This is a genomic window from Allostigmatella hybrida, assembly GCF_020103775.1.
In the GTDB taxonomy this organism is placed as follows: Bacteria; Myxococcota; Myxococcia; order Myxococcales; family Myxococcaceae; genus Hyalangium; species Hyalangium aurantiaca.
The window spans coordinates 14,209-29,473 of sequence record NZ_JAHXBH010000041.1 but is presented as its reverse complement, the minus strand read 5'-3'; the positions used below and the strand labels follow the sequence as shown (position 1 = coordinate 29,473).

Annotated in this window: 9 protein-coding genes; 2 read left to right on the top strand and 7 right to left on the bottom strand. The window is 68.8% G+C overall.

Features of this window, described 5'->3' with window-relative positions:
- Positions 1-66: 66 nt before the first annotated feature.
- Both polA and msrA read right to left on the bottom strand, forming a co-directional pair.
- Complete coding sequence (gene polA / locus KY661_RS34475; RefSeq protein WP_225414228.1) at positions 67-2,766, bottom strand: DNA polymerase I; 2,700 nt, start codon at positions 2,764-2,766, stop codon at positions 67-69.
- An 85-nt stretch (positions 2,767-2,851) separates the two neighbouring features.
- On the bottom strand, positions 2,852-3,496 hold the full coding sequence (msrA, locus tag KY661_RS34470; RefSeq protein WP_225414227.1) for a peptide-methionine (S)-S-oxide reductase MsrA: 645 nt from the start codon (positions 3,494-3,496) through the stop codon (positions 2,852-2,854).
- Positions 3,497-3,649: 153 nt separating this feature from the next.
- Here msrA and KY661_RS34465 point away from each other — a divergent pair, with 153 nt between their 5' ends.
- Entirely contained in the window at positions 3,650-4,462 is an 813-nt protein-coding gene (locus KY661_RS34465) for an alpha/beta fold hydrolase (protein ID WP_225414226.1), read from the top strand.
- Between the two features lie 19 nt (positions 4,463-4,481).
- On the opposite strand, the gene KY661_RS34460 is transcribed toward KY661_RS34465, so the two are convergent.
- A complete protein-coding gene (locus tag KY661_RS34460) occupies positions 4,482-5,654 on the bottom strand; it encodes a zinc-dependent alcohol dehydrogenase (protein WP_225414225.1) in 1,173 nt (390 codons plus the stop codon).
- 348 nt (positions 5,655-6,002) lie between these two features.
- Between KY661_RS34460 and KY661_RS34455 the strand changes: the two genes are divergently transcribed.
- Positions 6,003-8,195 carry an HET-C-related protein gene (locus tag KY661_RS34455; protein WP_225414224.1) on the top strand — a complete coding sequence of 731 codons (2,193 nt, stop codon included), beginning with the start codon at positions 6,003-6,005 and terminating at the stop codon, positions 8,193-8,195.
- 18 nt (positions 8,196-8,213) lie between these two features.
- On the opposite strand, the gene KY661_RS34450 is transcribed toward KY661_RS34455, so the two are convergent.
- The 4 genes from KY661_RS34450 to KY661_RS34435 form a co-directional block, all read right to left on the bottom strand.
- Entirely contained in the window at positions 8,214-9,116 is a 903-nt protein-coding gene (locus tag KY661_RS34450; protein ID WP_225414223.1) for a hypothetical protein, read from the bottom strand.
- Between the two features lie 55 nt (positions 9,117-9,171).
- Positions 9,172-10,881 (bottom strand): DUF3616 domain-containing protein, encoded by a 1,710-nt coding sequence (locus tag KY661_RS34445; RefSeq protein ID WP_225414222.1) that lies wholly within the window; start codon positions 10,879-10,881, stop codon positions 9,172-9,174.
- A gap of 65 nt (positions 10,882-10,946) precedes the next feature.
- Positions 10,947-12,854, bottom strand: coding sequence for a cation:proton antiporter (locus KY661_RS34440; RefSeq protein WP_225414221.1), 1,908 nt, complete (start codon positions 12,852-12,854; stop codon positions 10,947-10,949).
- A gap of 127 nt (positions 12,855-12,981) precedes the next feature.
- Positions 12,982-15,261 (bottom strand): FHA domain-containing protein, encoded by a 2,280-nt coding sequence (locus KY661_RS34435; protein ID WP_225414220.1) that lies wholly within the window; start codon positions 15,259-15,261, stop codon positions 12,982-12,984.
- Positions 15,262-15,265 lie beyond the last annotated feature (4 nt).

Here is a 15,265-nt window from a genome sequence, read left to right as displayed (position 1 = left end):
GCTTCGTTTCTGCGGGGAGGGTGCGGGAGGGAGTGTCCTCGGGGGTGGACACTCCCTCCTGTTTTTTTAGTGGGCGTCCGCCCACGTCTTGCCCGCCCCCACTTCCACCTTGAGGGGAACCTTGAGGGTGGCCACCGAGGACATGCACTGGCGCGCCAGCTCCTTCACCCGGTCCACCTCGGCCTCCGGGGCCTCGAAGAGCAGTTCGTCGTGCACCTGGAGCAACATCACCGTGGACAGCCGCTCCTTCGCGAGCGCCGTGTCCACCGCCAGCATGGCCTTCTTGATGAGGTCCGCCGCGGTGCCCTGGATGGGCATGTTGATGGCGGCCCGCTCGGCGGCCTGGGCCACGGCCCGGTTCTTCGAGTTCAGGTCCGCCATCAGCCGCCGGCGGCCGAACATCGTCTCAACGTAACCCGTCTTGCGTGCCCGCTCGACCGTCTCCTCCAGGTAGCGGCGGATGCCAGCGTAGCGGGTGAAGTAGCGCTCGATGATGTCCCGCGCCTCCTCCACGGAGATGCTCAGGCGGGTGGACAAGCCGTGCGGTGACAGGCCGTAGGCGATGCCGAAGTTGACCGTCTTGGCCACCCGGCGCTGGTCCCGATCCACCTGGTCCGGCGGCACGCCGAAGATCTCCGCCGCCGTGCGGCTGTGGATGTCCTCGTCATGCTGGAAGGCCTCCAGGAGGACGGGATCCTCGGCGATGTGCGCCAGCAGCCGCAGCTCCACCTGGCTGTAGTCCGCGGAGACGAGCTGGTGGCCGGGCTCGGCCACGAAGGCGCGGCGGATCTCCCGTCCCAGCTCCGTGCGCACGGGGATGTTCTGGAGGTTCGGATCCGACGAGGACAGGCGCCCGGTGGCGGTGGCCGCCTGGTGGTAGGTGGTGTGAATGCGCCCATCCGGGGCCACCAGCCCCGGAAGCGTGTCCAGGTAGGTGCTCTTGAGCTTGGACAGGGAGCGGTACTCGAGGATGGCGCCCGGCAGGGGGTGCTGCTCGGCGAGCTTCTCCAGCACCTCCTGGTCCGTGGAGGGGCCCGTCTTGCCCTTCTTGAGGATGGGCAGCTTGAGCTTGTCGTAGAGCACCTGCGCGAGCTGGGGATTGGAGCCCACGTTGAACTCCTGCCCCGCGAGCCCGTGGATGTTCTTGAGCTTCGTCTCGCACTCGGCATCCACCTGGGTGGACAGGGTCTTGAACACGGCCGTGTCCAGCTTCACCCCGCGCTGCTCCATGCGCGCCAGGATCGGCAGCAGCGGCAGCTCCAGATCCCTCGCCAGCGCCGCCAGCCCGATGGCCTCCAGCTCCTCCCAGAGCCGGGGGGCCAGCCGCCGGGCCGCGTCCGCGCGGGCGCCATACGCCGCGGCCACCTCCTCCGCGCCGTGCTCCGCCAGGGGCCTGCCCTTCTTCCCCTCGGCCGAGGGCGGCAGCGCGGGCAGCTCCAGGCCCAGCCGCTCGCGGCTCAAGTCCCCCAAGGCGTGCTCGCGGCGCGAGGGGTTGAGCAGGTAGCTCAAGAGCTCCACGTCGTCATGGGCCCCCTGGAGCGTCAGCTTCAGGCTGCCGAGGAGCAGCGAGAGCACCTTGAGATCATGCCCGCCCTTCTTCACCACGGGGTCGGCGAGCAGTCCGCCCATGACGTGGACAAAGCGCGCCTCCGGCACCTGCGCCGAGCCGAGCACGTCATGGCGAAGGGGCACATAGCCGGTGCGCCCATCCGCCAGGGCCAGCCCCAGCCCCACCAGGGGCGCGGAGACGGGCGGCCCCGCGTAGGCGGGCACGAGGAAGAGGCTGCCTGCCTCGCGGGCCGCGTCCGCCCAGGTCTTCAGCTCCGCCTCGGTGGTGACCACCTGCACGGGGGCCATGGGGGCCGCGGGCTCGGTGGGCTTCGGCGTGGAGGAGTCCGCGGGCAGGTCATTCACGAGCCGGAAGAACTCCAGCTCCGTGAAGAGCTGCCGGGCGCGCGCATTGTCGATGGGGCGGCGGGCCAGCTCGGGGATGGTGACCTTCAGGTCCAGGTTCGTGTTGAACGTCACCAGCTGCCGGGCGCGGAGCAGGCTCTCGCGGTGGGAGGCGATCGCCTCGCGGATCTTCGGCTTCTTCACCTCGTCCAGCCGGGCGAGCATCGTGTCCACATCGCCGAACTGCTGGAGCAGGGCCGCCGCCGTCTTGTCGCCGATGCCGGGGACCTTGGGCACGTTGTCCACCGCGTCGCCGATGAGCGACAGGTAGTCGCGCATCTGCCGGGGCTCGATGCCCAGCCGCTCCTTCACCTCGGCGGGCCCGGTGTGGACGTCCTTCATCGGATCGAAGAGGCGCACGTCCTCATCGACGATCTGGATGAAGTCCTTGTCCCCCGTCACCACCTGGACGCAGAAGCCCTCGGCCTTGGCGCGCGCGGCCAGCGTGCCGATGACGTCGTCCGCCTCCCAGCCCGGCACCTCGAGGATGGGCAGGTTGAGCGCCTCCGCCACCTTGCGGATGAGCGCGAACTGGGGAACCAGGTCCTCGGGAGGCCCTTCGCGGTGGGCCTTGTAGTTGGGATCGATCTTCTGCCTCTCGGCGCGGCTGTCCTTGTCGAAGGCGAGCGCGAGGTGAGTGGGCTCCAGATCCTTCAGCGCCTTGAGCACCATGCGCGTGAAGCCCAGCACGGCGTTGGTGGGCACCCCCTTGCTCGTGGAGAGCGGGGGCACCGCGTGGTAGGCGCGGAAGATGAAGCTGGAGGCGTCGATCAGCGTCAGGACGGGGGCGGAGCGCGTAGGGCTCGAAACCATGCCCCGGCCTTAGCGCGGCTCTCCGGCGCTGTCCACGCGGCACATGGCCCGCGGTCCAACGGCCGTCACTCCCCTGCCCCGGGGCTCACTTCTTCGGCGCCTCGTCTCCCCAGAGTGCCTTCAGGTGAGCATCGCGGCCACAACCAACGCGGTAGGACTGGTAGCGCCCGGGATTTTTCCGTGCGTAGTCCTGGTGGTACTCCTCGGCCGGATAGAAGGCGGAGGCCGGGGCGATCTGGGTCACGATCGGCTGCTGGAAGCGCCCCGACGCCTCGATCCGCCGCTTGGACGCCTCGGCGAGCCGCTGCTGCTCCGCGTCCAGGAAGAAGATGGCGGTGCGGTACTCGGTGCCCCGGTCACAGAACTGGGCATTGGCCGTAAACGGGTCCACGTTGTGCCAGAAGACCTCCAACAACTGCGCGTAGCTCACCTGGGCCGGGTCGTAGACCACCTGCACGGACTCGGCATGGCCCGTGGTTCCGTCGGACACCAAGTCATAGGTGGGGTTCGCCACCGTTCCCCCCGAGTAGCCCGAAGTGGCGGACACCACGCCCGGCGTCTTGTCGAAGGCCAGTTCCATGGACCAGAAGCAGCCTCCGGCGAAGAGGGCGGTGGCCCGGGCAGACGGCTTCACCGCATCCTGGGAGGCAGGCGCGGACGCCAGGGCCCCCGCGCCTCCCCAGGTGACGGACAGCGCAAGCAGCATGAGGCGTGTGGAGCGAGACGGCATGACGGTTCTCCCTTTCCCGTCTCCTTACGCATGGGCCCTCTGCCGCGTTACATCCGGGGGGACTGTCGCCTACGTGACAGGCATTCAAGCGACGCGCTGGCCCCTGAAACTCCTGCTCCGTCATTCTTTCGCCAGTCTTTCAGGGGGGGAAACATGAAGCCATCCATTCAGCAGCGCAATCACGTCCATGTGCTGGGCCAGGGCCCGGAAACGCTCATCTTCGCGCACGGGTTCGGCGCCAATCAGCAGGCCTGGCGGCACCAGGTCGCGGCCTTCCAGGACCGGTATCGCATCGTCCTCTTCGACCACGTGGGCAGTGGCCAGTCCGACGTCCATGCCTACAACCCGCAGCGCCACAACAGCCTCCACGGCTATGCGGAGGACGCGCTGGAGCTGTGCGAAGCGCTGAAGCTCTCCCGCTGCACGTGGGTCGGCCACTCCTTTGGCGGCATGGTGGGGGTGCTCGCGGCCACGAAGGCGCCTCACCGCTTCCAGCGGCTCATCCTGGTGGGCGTCTCCCCCCGTTACCTCAACGACCCGGCCGAGGACTACTTCGGTGGCTTCGAGCAGCCGCAGCTGGACGCGCTCTACGCCGCCGTGTCATCCCAGTTTCCAGCCTGGGCGAGCGGCTTCGCCAGCGCCTCCATTCCCGGAAGGCCCGAGCTGATCGCGGAGCTCCTCCGCTCGCTTCAGGCCATGCGCCCAGACCTCGCCCTGTCCATGCTGCGCACCGTCTTCCAGTCGGATCACCGCGCGGACCTGCCCCGGCTGAAGGTGCCCACCCTCGCCGTGCAGACCGCGGAAGATTTCGCCGTGCCGCCAGCCGTGACCCGGTACGTGGCCCACCACATTCCCTATGCGGAACCGGCCCCCCTGGAGGACGAGGTGGGCCACCATCCCCACCTGTCGGCCCCGGAGAAGCTGAACCGGGTCATCGAGACCTATCTCCGCAGAGGCGCCTCCTGAACAAGCCCTCTGCTCTGCATCAAGGCGTGAGGACCACCTTGATGCAGCCGTCTTCCTTGTCGCGGAATTTCTTGTAGAGCGCGGGCGCGTCGGACAGCTTCGCCCGGTGGGTGACGAGCCGGGTGGGATCGATGGCTCCGGACTGGATCTTCTCCAGCAGCGGACGGGTGTAGCGCTGCACGTGCGTCTGCCCCGTCTTCATGGTCAGGCCCTTGTTGACGAAGGAGCCAAAGGGAATCTTGTCCAGGAAGCCGATGTAGACGCCCGGGATGGAGACCGTTCCACCCTTGCGGCAGCAGTGGATGGCCTGGCGCAGCGCATGCGGCCGGTCCGTCGCGAGTTTCACCGCCGCCTTGGCCTTGTCGATGACCGCGTCGAAGCTCCCGGTGCCATGGGCCTCGGCGCCCACCGAGTCGATGCAGCGGTCCGGGCCCCGGCCCTTCGTCATCTCGTTCAGCGTGTCGAAGACATCCTGCTTCGTGAAGTCGATGACCTCCGCCTTGCCCCAGGTGCGCGCCAGCTCGAGCCGCTCGGGCACATGGTCGATGGCGATGACGCGGCCCGCCCCGAACATCCAGGCGCTCTGGATGGCGAACTGGCCCACGGGCCCGCAGCCCCACACCGCCACGGTGTCCCCCTTCTCCATCTCGCAGTTCTCCGCCGCCATGTAGCCGGTGGGGAAGATGTCCGTGAGGAAGAGCACTTGCTCGTCGGTGAGGCTCTCGGGAATCTTCAGCGGCCCCACGTCCGCGTAGGGCACGCGCACGTACTCCGCCTGGCCTCCGGGGAAGCCGCCCAGCATGTGCGAGTACCCGAAGAGGCCCGAGGGCGAATAGCCCATCACCTTGGCGGCGATCTCCGCGTTGCGGTTCGAGCGGTCACACAGCGAGAAGAGCGTCTTCTGGCAGAAGAAGCACTCGCCGCACGCGATGGCGAAGGGCACGATGACCCGGTCGCCCTTCTTGAGCTTGGTGACACCCGAGCCGGTCTCCACCACCTCGCCCATGAACTCATGGCCAAGCACGTCCCCGCTCTTCATGGTCGGCATGTAGCCGTCCAGCAGGTGCAGGTCCGAGCCACAGATGGCGGTACGGGTCACCCGGATGATCGCGTCACGCGGATCTTCAATGGACGGATCCGGAGCGGTTTCATAGCGAACGTCACCGTGACCGTGCCAGCAGATGGCCTTCATCGTGAGGGCTGCTCCTTGTGAGCATCAAAGTTTCTTGGAATCTGGCGATGGCACCCGGGGGCCACCACGGTGGGTGAACACGGAGTGCTCGCCTGACTGCCACCCGAGGGAGTGAACCGGACCCATGCCCTCTCGCGAGCGTCTGGCCTTGAACGCTTCCCGCACAAGATCCAGGGCGGACCCGTGTCCAAGGCGAGACCGGGGACCTACTCATGCCCGCGCATGCGTTCTCGGCCTTTCTTGCGTTGTGGGTCTTGGCTGGCGGTCGCGCTGGCCCTGCTGGTGAGTCCCTCCGTCCAGGCGTTCTGTCCGACCAATGGGGTGCGGTGTGGCCTCGGCGGGGCCGGGGTGACGCATCAAGACCTGACCGAGGAGACCCTGGAGGATCTTGCCCAGGAGCTCTTCGCCCTGTCCCACCCCACCCTGGCGATGAAACAGGCCTCCCAGGAGGTCTCGAAGGCCAACGCCGAGGTCGATGACGACCAGACAAATGGCTTCAAGCACTTCGATGGGGAGAGCTTCGCGGCGGGCAAACAGCGGCTCGTCACGCTCTTCGAGGGCGTCCGGGAGTCCCTGAGGGCCGAGGATGCCACGGCCGCCCGGCGCCAGCTCGGACAGGCCCTGCATACCCTGCAAGACTTCTACTCGCACTCGAACTGGATCGAGTCGGGCCGCTCCGGAGCCCTTCCCAGCTTGTGGCGTCCCGGAGAGGCCCTGCCTCCTCCTGCCGCGGCGGATGCGCCCACGTGCAAGGCCTGCGAGTGGGTCCTCCTCTCGGACGGGAGCCTCCTCGTCGATTGTGGGGACAACCTGCTGACCCCGCTGCTGACCACGGGCTTCTATGGGGGAGAGAACGAGGTCCCCGCGGTTCCCACCAAGTGCCGCCATGGCGGCCCCTTCGACACGGGGCCCGGTCCTTTCGGGGGCATCAACAAGGACAGCGCGCTGCAGCTCCTGTCCCCTCATTTCGGCCTGCACGGCGCCGCGGCGGCCTCCGCCCTGGAGGCGAGCAAGCAATTCATCCGGGACCTCGTGGCCCCGCTCACCGAACACCAGCGCAGGCTCCTGTTCGGCGTGGGCCCGGCGCTGGCCCTGGTCCTCGATACCTCGGGTGGCTGGGAAGGAGGCCTGCTCTCCCAGCTCGTCCGGGAGGCTTCGCGGATCATCGACGCCCGGATGGGCACGGAGCAGGAGCCCTCGCGGTACATCCTGGTGCCGTTTCCAAGCACCTCCACGGGTGCCCTGGGCGCGATGGGAGATGCACGCGAGTTCAAACGCGCGCTCACGTCCTTGAAGACGGGCGGCGGGGGCACCTGCTCGGGCCCGTCCATGACGGCGGTGCTCCAGGCGCTCGGGACCGCCGGTCAAGGCGTGGACCTCTTCGTCTTCACCCGCTCCAGCGCCGGGGACGAGGCCCTGGCCTCCGCCGTCAGCGGGCTGGCCCGGAAACGGGACGCACGGATTCATGTGTTCCAGGCCGGCGCGTGTGGGGGCGACGCGGTCTACCGGCGCCTCGCTTCGGAGACCGGAGGGCAGTTCTTCCAGCTCCGGGCCCTGGATGCGCTGGGCCTCTTCCACTTCGTGGATGCCACCGTTCGCGCCAACGCGGTGGAGCTCCTGTCGGTGGTGGAGCCCCAGGGCGGCAGCAAGACCTTCGCCGTGCCCGTGGACTCCTCCTTGTCCCAGGTGACGTTCTCCGTGAGCGGGAGCACCTCCCTGCGCCTTACTCAGCCCAATGGGCTGCCCCTGCTGGGAGTGGAGCCCGGAGTACGGAAGATCCCCCTCTCGACGGGAATGCTGGTGACGGTGGTAAACCCGCAGCCCGGCACCTGGACGGCCTCGATGACGCCCTCGGGTGGGTTCTCCTTCCGGGTCTCAGGCGAAAGCGCCTTGCGGTTCGAACGCTTCGAGCTCGTCGAGCCCTTTGGCCGTCCTGGACACCAGGGCTATGCCCCGCTGGTGGGCTTGCCCCTGAGCGCTGGCGCGTTCGCCCAGGCGCGGCTCTCCGGAGATCTGGCCTCCACGCGGTTCGAGCTGCGCTCCCAGGCAGGCGGGCTCCTCCAGACGCTCGCGCTGGCCCCGGAGCCCGGTGGCGCTCCGCTGGAGTTCTTCGGGCCCGTGGACCTGCCCTCCTCCCCGTTTGCCGTCTACGCCGTGGGGACCACGCGCGGGGGAGAGCCCTATCAGCGGGCCCTGGCCACGGCGCGGGGGCCTCAGCCGGTGCGGGTCGTGGGCCCTGCCGCCCAAACACTCACGCCGGGCACGGCCGCGTCCCTGGTCTTCCAGGTCCACAACTCCGGTGCGGTGAACACCTTCCGTCCCATGCTCCTGGCGGACCCACGCTTCCCCGCGCGGGTCACGCCCAGCTCGCTCGTCCTGGGCCCCGGGGAAACCGGCACCTTCACCGTGCGCTGGGAGACGCCCCGGAACACGGTGCCCGGAACGGCGACAGCCTTGACGCTGGCGGCCGAGAGCGTCATGCCGGGAGGGCCACACAACTTCGCGGTGGTGGAAGCCCTGGTGGCCTCCCCCTCGCGGTGACCACCACCGGGGCGCAGCTCAGAGCTGACAGTAGGCCGGCATGGAGGCTGGCAACCCTCCCGCGTACGGCGACGGCACCGTGCCGTAGGGATGCGCCTGGAGGAACTGCCAGACCGCCGCGCGAGCAGCGGTAGGGATGGTGTGCCCATTGCCGTGGTTGCAGATCATCGAGAACTGCGACTTGGCCTTCAGATCGGCGGCGTAGTTCTGGCTTGCCGTCTGGAAGTTGATGATGACCTGGTCGGACGGGCCGCCGTGGAAGATCATCGCGGCGAACTTGTTCGACGTGTCTTGCGTGGGGATGGTGGAGACCTTTCCGCCCGAGTAGGTCACCACGCTCGCGATGTATCCCGAGCGGCGGTAGCTCATCTGTGTCGTGTTCAAGCCGCCCGCGCTCATGCCCATGCTGTGAATCCGGCGCACATCGACTCCCACTTTCTGAATGGCACAGGCCAGGACTTCGTCCGCCACCCGCAGGTCATCGTCACGGGACGTGGACGTGACGTAGAACCACGGGAACGTACCCGAGGAAGGATCCCGCGTGGGCGCCGCGACCATCCCGCCCTGCGCCTTGATGGCGGCGATCTGCTCCGCACCGATGCCCGTGCTGGCCTCCGCCGGCTGGCTGCCCGTGCCGTGCCAGTAGAAGACGAGCGGACCGTCCAGCGTCTTGGCCGCATCCGACATCCAGATGCGGACGCTGCGTGCCGGAATGCCCGCGGGCTGGAACGTCAGCGTCCCCTCCTGAAATTCGGGACAGGGGCCGGTGGGCTTTGGAAGAGAGGTGGGCGAAGGCTGCGCCAGGCTGGCGCTCCCGCCCAGGAGCGTCTGAGAGCTGTCTTCCGCCCCCATCCGCTCGGTGCCCTCTTCACCACAGGCGCAAACCAGCATGGCCAACGTGGCAACCAGACCTCTCTTCATGGCGACGACCCCCTTGCCAAGGCAACAGTCCTTAGCAAAACGTGCAAACTACAACTTACCCGCCTACCGGGACAACCACGTCGCTGAAAAACTGACTGGAGGAAGGGGCGTCCTTGCAGACCTCTCCGTCGATGAGGTGGGAGCCCATGTCGAACAGGATCCGCACCTCGTTCGTGTCAGGCGTGGGGAGGATGGCCTCCGGGGCCGAATCGGACGGAGCGGTCAGCGTCAGCACCTTTTGCGGCACACTGCTCGCATCGCCTCCCCACTTCCAGAGCGCGAACGGTCCGTTGCTCTCATCGTGCGGCCCACTGAGGATGAGCACGGCCTGGTGGGCCTCGGACCATGCCATGCCCCGGACGCCCTGGCCGCCCAGGTTCACGAGGAAGGCCTGGCCAAACTGGGCCCTGGCCCCCGTGATGACCGCGGCGGGGTTGGTCAGCGAGACGATGATTGCATTCGAGCCCGACTGCGGATTGCGGAACCCCACCAGCAGGGCGCCAGAGGGCACGGCCGCCAGCCCCTCGATGTTGACGCCCTGCTCCTTGGGAGCCAGGTTGGCCACGGTGGCCTTCGACAGCTGCGAGCGCGCCTCCAGCAACGCGATGACCGAAGCGTCCGGCTGGAGCCAGTTGGCTGGGTTCAGCATGTCCTTCAGCAGGTTCGAGGAGACGCCCGCGATTTGAAGCGAGGCACTGGGCACCGTGCCCGACACATCCAGGGCGAAGAACTTGTAGCGGGACGTCTGCAGCTCTCCGTCCTTGTTCCGGGCATGCGAGGTGGTGACATAGATGCGGTTGCCCACGCGCGCGGCATCCTCGAAGTCCGCCTCGGCCGATGAGGAGATTCCCAGCGCGCTGCTCAGCTCCTTGCTCTGAACGGCGGACGCCTGACTCCCCTGGCGGAAGATGCGCGCGGTCTGCGATTCATCGTTGAAGTTCAAGAAATGGTTGGCGTCGATCCAGGCGCCCCCTGAACCATCGCAAGTCCCTGCGTACGTCCCGGGCTGGGGCGATCCCCCACCCGGCTCCTCCCCGCTGGGCAGCTCCCAGACCACCGTCAGCTGGGGCCGGGCGGACTTGGTGGAGTACTCGCTCGAGCGGATCTCCAACCGGTTGTCATTGTCCTTGTTGGCGACGATGAGCCCCCGGTTGAGCGAGGGGGTTGCCACCCATTTCTGCACCACCTCGAGGCCCGAGGCATTCAGGGCCACGGTGTAGGTGCCCGTGGCGGAAGCCTTCACGGCGCCCAGGGACAGCGTGTTCCGGTCCCCACTGCCATCGGCGCCCTTCGAGGCCCAGGCGTGGCTGCTGTCTGCCTTCTCCCACGTCACCTGGCTTTCATTCCAGGCGCGCGTCAGCTCATAGAAGCCATAGGACTGATCCGCCTTGTCCGACACCGTGACGGAGATGGACGCGGACCGGACGATCGCCTGGGCGGGGATGCTCGACACATCCCACTGCAACAGGATGTAGTTCTCGTTGCCGCTTCCCGCGGGCGTGTCCCCGCTGGCCGAGAGGCTGGTGTCACCGCCATGGTTGGCCCCGAAGCGCTCCTCTTCGATCATCGCATCGCGCGTTCCCGCGTAGCCCGAGGACGGCGAGACACCATCCTGGAACACGGTGCTCTGCACGCCCGTGGCCGCCTGGGCTTCCTCCGAGAGCCACTCGCGCCCTGCTTCCGCCGGCGCCTCCACTCCGCAGCCCGCCGCGGTCAAGCCGCACGCCACCAGGACACCGATGACCGGAACCTTCCATCCACGCATGTGTTCTCCCTTGCACCCGAGGTGCAGCGCGGAGAACCGTCACCCAGGCGGATGCATGCGCTTCGTCACGATTGGCCGAATTTCGGTGTCAGTCCGGTGACACCCACGGCCTCTTCCGGGGCCTCCACCTCGCGGCGCCAGCCATGGGCCTCCAGCCAGGCGCGGGCCGCCTCCGCCCGCTCGGTGTGGAAGGCATAGTCCACGGCGTCGCCTCCCACCGGGACGGCGGCGTTGTCATAGAGCTGTGCCCGGCCCTCGCGCAGCAGCAACACCGGCAGCAGCAGCTCCTCCAGCGCGCCTTCCGCGCTCGGCGCCGAGGAGCCCACCTGGGGGGCCACGAGCCGCCAGCGCTCCAGGAGGATCTGCCCCTTGTCGGACCAGGTGGCCCACTGGTCCAGGTTGCGCTCGTCTCCGAAGAGGACACGGCCGTGCTCGCCCGCGTGCTCCTTGCGCACCCCCAGGTGGCCCCGGTGCAAGGCCACCACCGGCCGCACCTTGCGGTCGAGCTCCCGCACCTTCTGCGCGAAGAGCAGGTTCACCGCCTCGTTGAGGGTCAGCCCCACGAAGCCCTCGCGCCCCTCGGGCTGAGCGCGCAGGAGCGTGCGCTCCTCCAGCCCATCCCCGAAGAGCACCTGAAAGCCCTCCTGCTCCGCGCGCCGGCAAGCCTCCGTGCCCACATCCACCAGCGTCACCCGCGCCCCCGCGGCCCGCAGCGCCCGCCCCACCAGACGCCCGAGCCCGTTGGCCCCCAGCAACACGTAGCCGCCCGGAGCGCTCCGGCGGACGCCCAGGAGGCCCGCCACCCACCCGCCACTGAGCCCCTGCAACACCACCGTCATCCCGATGACCAGGAACACCAGCGCCCGGAGCGCGGGCCCGCCCTCCACGCCCCCGGCCTCCAGCCGCGTGGCGAACAGGGAGGCCACCGCCGCGGCCACGATGCCCCGGGGCCCCAGCCAGGCGATGAAGCCGCGCTCGCGCCATGAGAGCTTGGAGCCGCGCGTGGACACCGCCACCGCCAGCGGCCGGACCAGCACCATGAGCAGCCCCACGGTGAGGAGCCCCCGCCAGCCCAGCGCCACCACCTCCCGGAGCCGCACGTCCGCGGCGAGCAGGACGAACAGCATGCCAATCAGCAACACCGTGAGCTGTTCCTTGAAGACGAGCAGCTCGCGCCGCACGGTGACGCCGGCATTGCCCACCACCAGCCCGGCCATGATGACCGCCACCACACCGCTGTCCGGGGCCAGCGCCCCGCTGATCTGAAAGAGCCCCAGCACCAGGGAGAGGCTGAAGACGTTGTTCAACTCCTCGGGAACCCACCGCTCGGACTTCAGCCCCCGCGCAATGAGCACACCGGCCACCAGCCCCAGCCCCAGCCCCACCCCCCAGCGCAGCGCCAGCTCCCGGAGGAACGTGGACAGGGCCTCCGAGGGCGGCCGCAGCGCCACCTCCAGGGCCACCACGGCGGTGATGGCGCCCACCGCGTCCACGAAGATGCCCTCGGCCTCCAGCACGGTCTCCACCGGCCGGACCACGCGGATGCGGCGCAGCAGCGGGTTGATGACGGTGGGCCCCGTCACCATCACCAGCGTTCCGAAGAGCAGCGCGTTGCGCCAGCCCCAGCCCATGATCCAGTGGCCCGCGAGCGCCCCTCCCGCCGCCGTCACCAGGGCCCCCACGGTGACGAGCTGGCGGATGACGGTGACCTCCTTCTGCAACCGCCGAAGGTTGAGGCTCAAAGCACCTTCGAAGAGGATGACCGCGACCGAGAAGCTCACCAGGACGTGCAGGGCGCCCCCGAGGGACGCGGGCTGCACCAACCCGAGGGCCTCGGGGCCGAGCACCACCCCGGCGGCCAGGAGCAACACGATGCCGGGCACACTGAGGTGCCGGGCGAGGATCTGAGCCAACATCCCCGCGACGAGCGCGAGGGCGACGGAGAGGGCCGGAGAGTGAGCCGTATGTTCCATGGGGGCAGGCGCCGGGGCGCGCCACCGCCAAGCTAGTCACCCACGCGAAAGGCGCTCGCCCTACAGGGCCCAAGGGTTGGCCGCGCAACGAACGGCGAAGCCCCCGGGGCCCGGAGGCTCCGGGGCCCTAACGGCACTTCATCTCTTCCCGGCGGGCGGCGATCTTCTCCTCGAGCCCATCGCCGCTGACGGCGTAGTCCGCGGCCGCCTGCAGGTCGGCGCAGGTTCCGGCGGCCTTGAAGGTCGCCAGCCCTTGCGTGGAGCAGAACCCAACCGCTTTGTTCAGGTCCGTATTGCCCTTGTAGAACTTGAAGCCCAGCTTCCAGAGGCGGCAGCCGCGGCGCTGGTCCTCGCGCTGCGTCCACACCTTGCCGCTGGAATAGGCCCGATCCGCAATGTCCTGCTGGATGTTGTGCCGGTAGAAGGACCGGGCCTCTTCGTACAAGTCCCCCATGAGCCGCTTGTCCAGCTCCAGGGCCTCGTCGAAGGGCTCGGCGGCCTTCTCCACCTCGTCCCGCTGCAGCAGGGTTCCACCGGTCTTGTAGAGCTGATCCACCGTCGACACGGCGGTGATGAGCTCGTCCGCCTTGCCGTGCAGCGACGCCTGCTCGTAGTCGCTGCGCAGCTTCTGGAGCGTGGCGACCGCCTCGGTGGTGCGCCCGGACCAGTAGTCCAGCATGGCCGCGTACATGAGCTTGTTGGTGTAGAGCTCCTTGAACTTCTCCTTCACCTTGTTCGCGGGGTTCGCCGTGTCGCCAGGGCCGCTGATGACCTCCGACACGGGGCACGTCCAAGGAGGCGCGTTCGGATCCACCTTCCGCCGCGCGCTGAGGAACTGGACGTAGAGCTTGTCCTTCGGCCGCCACTGCCGCTTGCCCACCCGCCCCTCCAGGGAGAGCGTGAAGCCCAGGGGTGGCTCGAGTTCCTCGCGCGAGATGTCCTGGCACCAGATGCCCATGTACCGGTCACACCGGGGCACAGCCGCCTTCCACTCCGAGTCCCTCAAGTACCGCTTGCAGTCGTCGAGAGACCGGGCCTTCACCCCCTCCAGCGCCTCGCGGGCCTTCACCTTGGCCAGGCGGAAGTACTGGCTCTCCTTGGGGATCTTCTGGAAGGTGTCGAGCGCCTCCTCTTCCTTGAGGCGCGACAGGGCCTTCTGGCCCTGGGCGTAATAGGCTGAAGCCTCCTTCTCCACCTTGATCTTCCGGATCAGGTTGTTGGCCTCGGTGTTGATGGGGTCGATGTTGAGCGCCTTCTCGCACGCCTCATCGGCCTTCTCCCACTGGGGCTCATTGCCCATCTCCATGGACGAGAAGGAGCGGCACTCACTCAGCAGCTTCTGAAGCTCCCGGGCGGGATCCTTCTTGGCTGCCACGGGGCCTGCCACCTCGGGGACGGGCGCGGGGCCCGTCAGCTTGGAGACGATGCCCACCACCAGCAACATGCCGATGAGCCCGCCCGCCACGGCGAGCAACCGCTTGCGCTGGGGCGGGATGCCCCCCGCCTCCGCCACCGGCTTGTCCCCGGCCGGGCTGCCGCCTCCCCGGTCACGCCGGGCAGGCACCGCGCCGCGGTCCCGGCGCACGGGCAGGTTGTTCGACTCGCCCGCCTCGTACACCACCTCCACCATGCCGAACTGCAGGACATCGCCGGGGGCGATCTCCACGGGCTCCGTCCCGATGACCTCCCCGTTGAGGAGCGTCCCGTTGGCGCTGCCCAGGTCTCGCAGCACCACCTTGCCCTGGGGCGTGCGCTCCACCTCGGCGTGCTTGCGGCTGATCGAATCGTCCTCGAGCAGCACGGCCGCGGGGGGCGCACGGCCCACGAGCAGCTTGCCCTTGAGGGCAAAGGTCTTGTTCGCCCAGGGGCCCGTCAGGCCCCGGAGCACGGAGGCCTCGCTCGCGGGGTCCGCCGCGCCGGGAGCGGACCGGGCGGGCCGCTTGGGCGCTTCCTCGCCCGCGGGGCGCGAGGGCTTCACGCGGGGCAGGGCCCGGGTCGCACGCGGCGAGCCCTCCTCGGCGCCCAGCGCGGGAGCGGCCCGCGTCACCTGCGGCTTGTCGGCGCCCAGGGCGGGGGCCGCGCGCGTCACCTGCGCCTTGCGCCCCGCGCTGCTCGGCCGGGTACTGGCCTTGAGCCGCAGCTCGTAGTCGCCAATGACAATCTGGGACTGGGGCGTCAGCGGCGTGGGCTCGGAGACCCGCCCCGCGTCCACGTAGGTGCCGTTGGAGCTGTTGAGATCCTCGATGAGGATCGCCCCTTCCTCGGCGAAGACGCGGGCGTGCTGGCGCGACACCCCACCCTCGGTGAGGGGCAGATCATTGCTGTCGTGGCGGCCAATCTTCAGCTCGCCCGAGAACTCGTGCTCGGTTTCAGTGCCATCGGGATGACGGACGATCAGGGTGGGCACGCGC

Coding starts and splice junctions, on each gene's coding strand:
- polA (WP_225414228.1), bottom strand. CDS start 2,766: ATGGTTTCGAGCCCTACGCGCTCCGCCCCCGTCCTGACGCTGATCGAC.
- KY661_RS34465 (WP_225414226.1), top strand. CDS start 3,650: ATGAAGCCATCCATTCAGCAGCGCAATCACGTCCATGTGCTGGGCCAG.
- KY661_RS34460 (WP_225414225.1), bottom strand. CDS start 5,654: ATGAAGGCCATCTGCTGGCACGGTCACGGTGACGTTCGCTATGAAACC.
- KY661_RS34450 (WP_225414223.1), bottom strand. CDS start 9,116: ATGAAGAGAGGTCTGGTTGCCACGTTGGCCATGCTGGTTTGCGCCTGT.
- KY661_RS34445 (WP_225414222.1), bottom strand. CDS start 10,881: ATGCGTGGATGGAAGGTTCCGGTCATCGGTGTCCTGGTGGCGTGCGGC.
- KY661_RS34440 (WP_225414221.1), bottom strand. CDS start 12,854: ATGGAACATACGGCTCACTCTCCGGCCCTCTCCGTCGCCCTCGCGCTC.
- msrA (WP_225414227.1), bottom strand. CDS start 3,496: ATGCCGTCTCGCTCCACACGCCTCATGCTGCTTGCGCTGTCCGTCACC.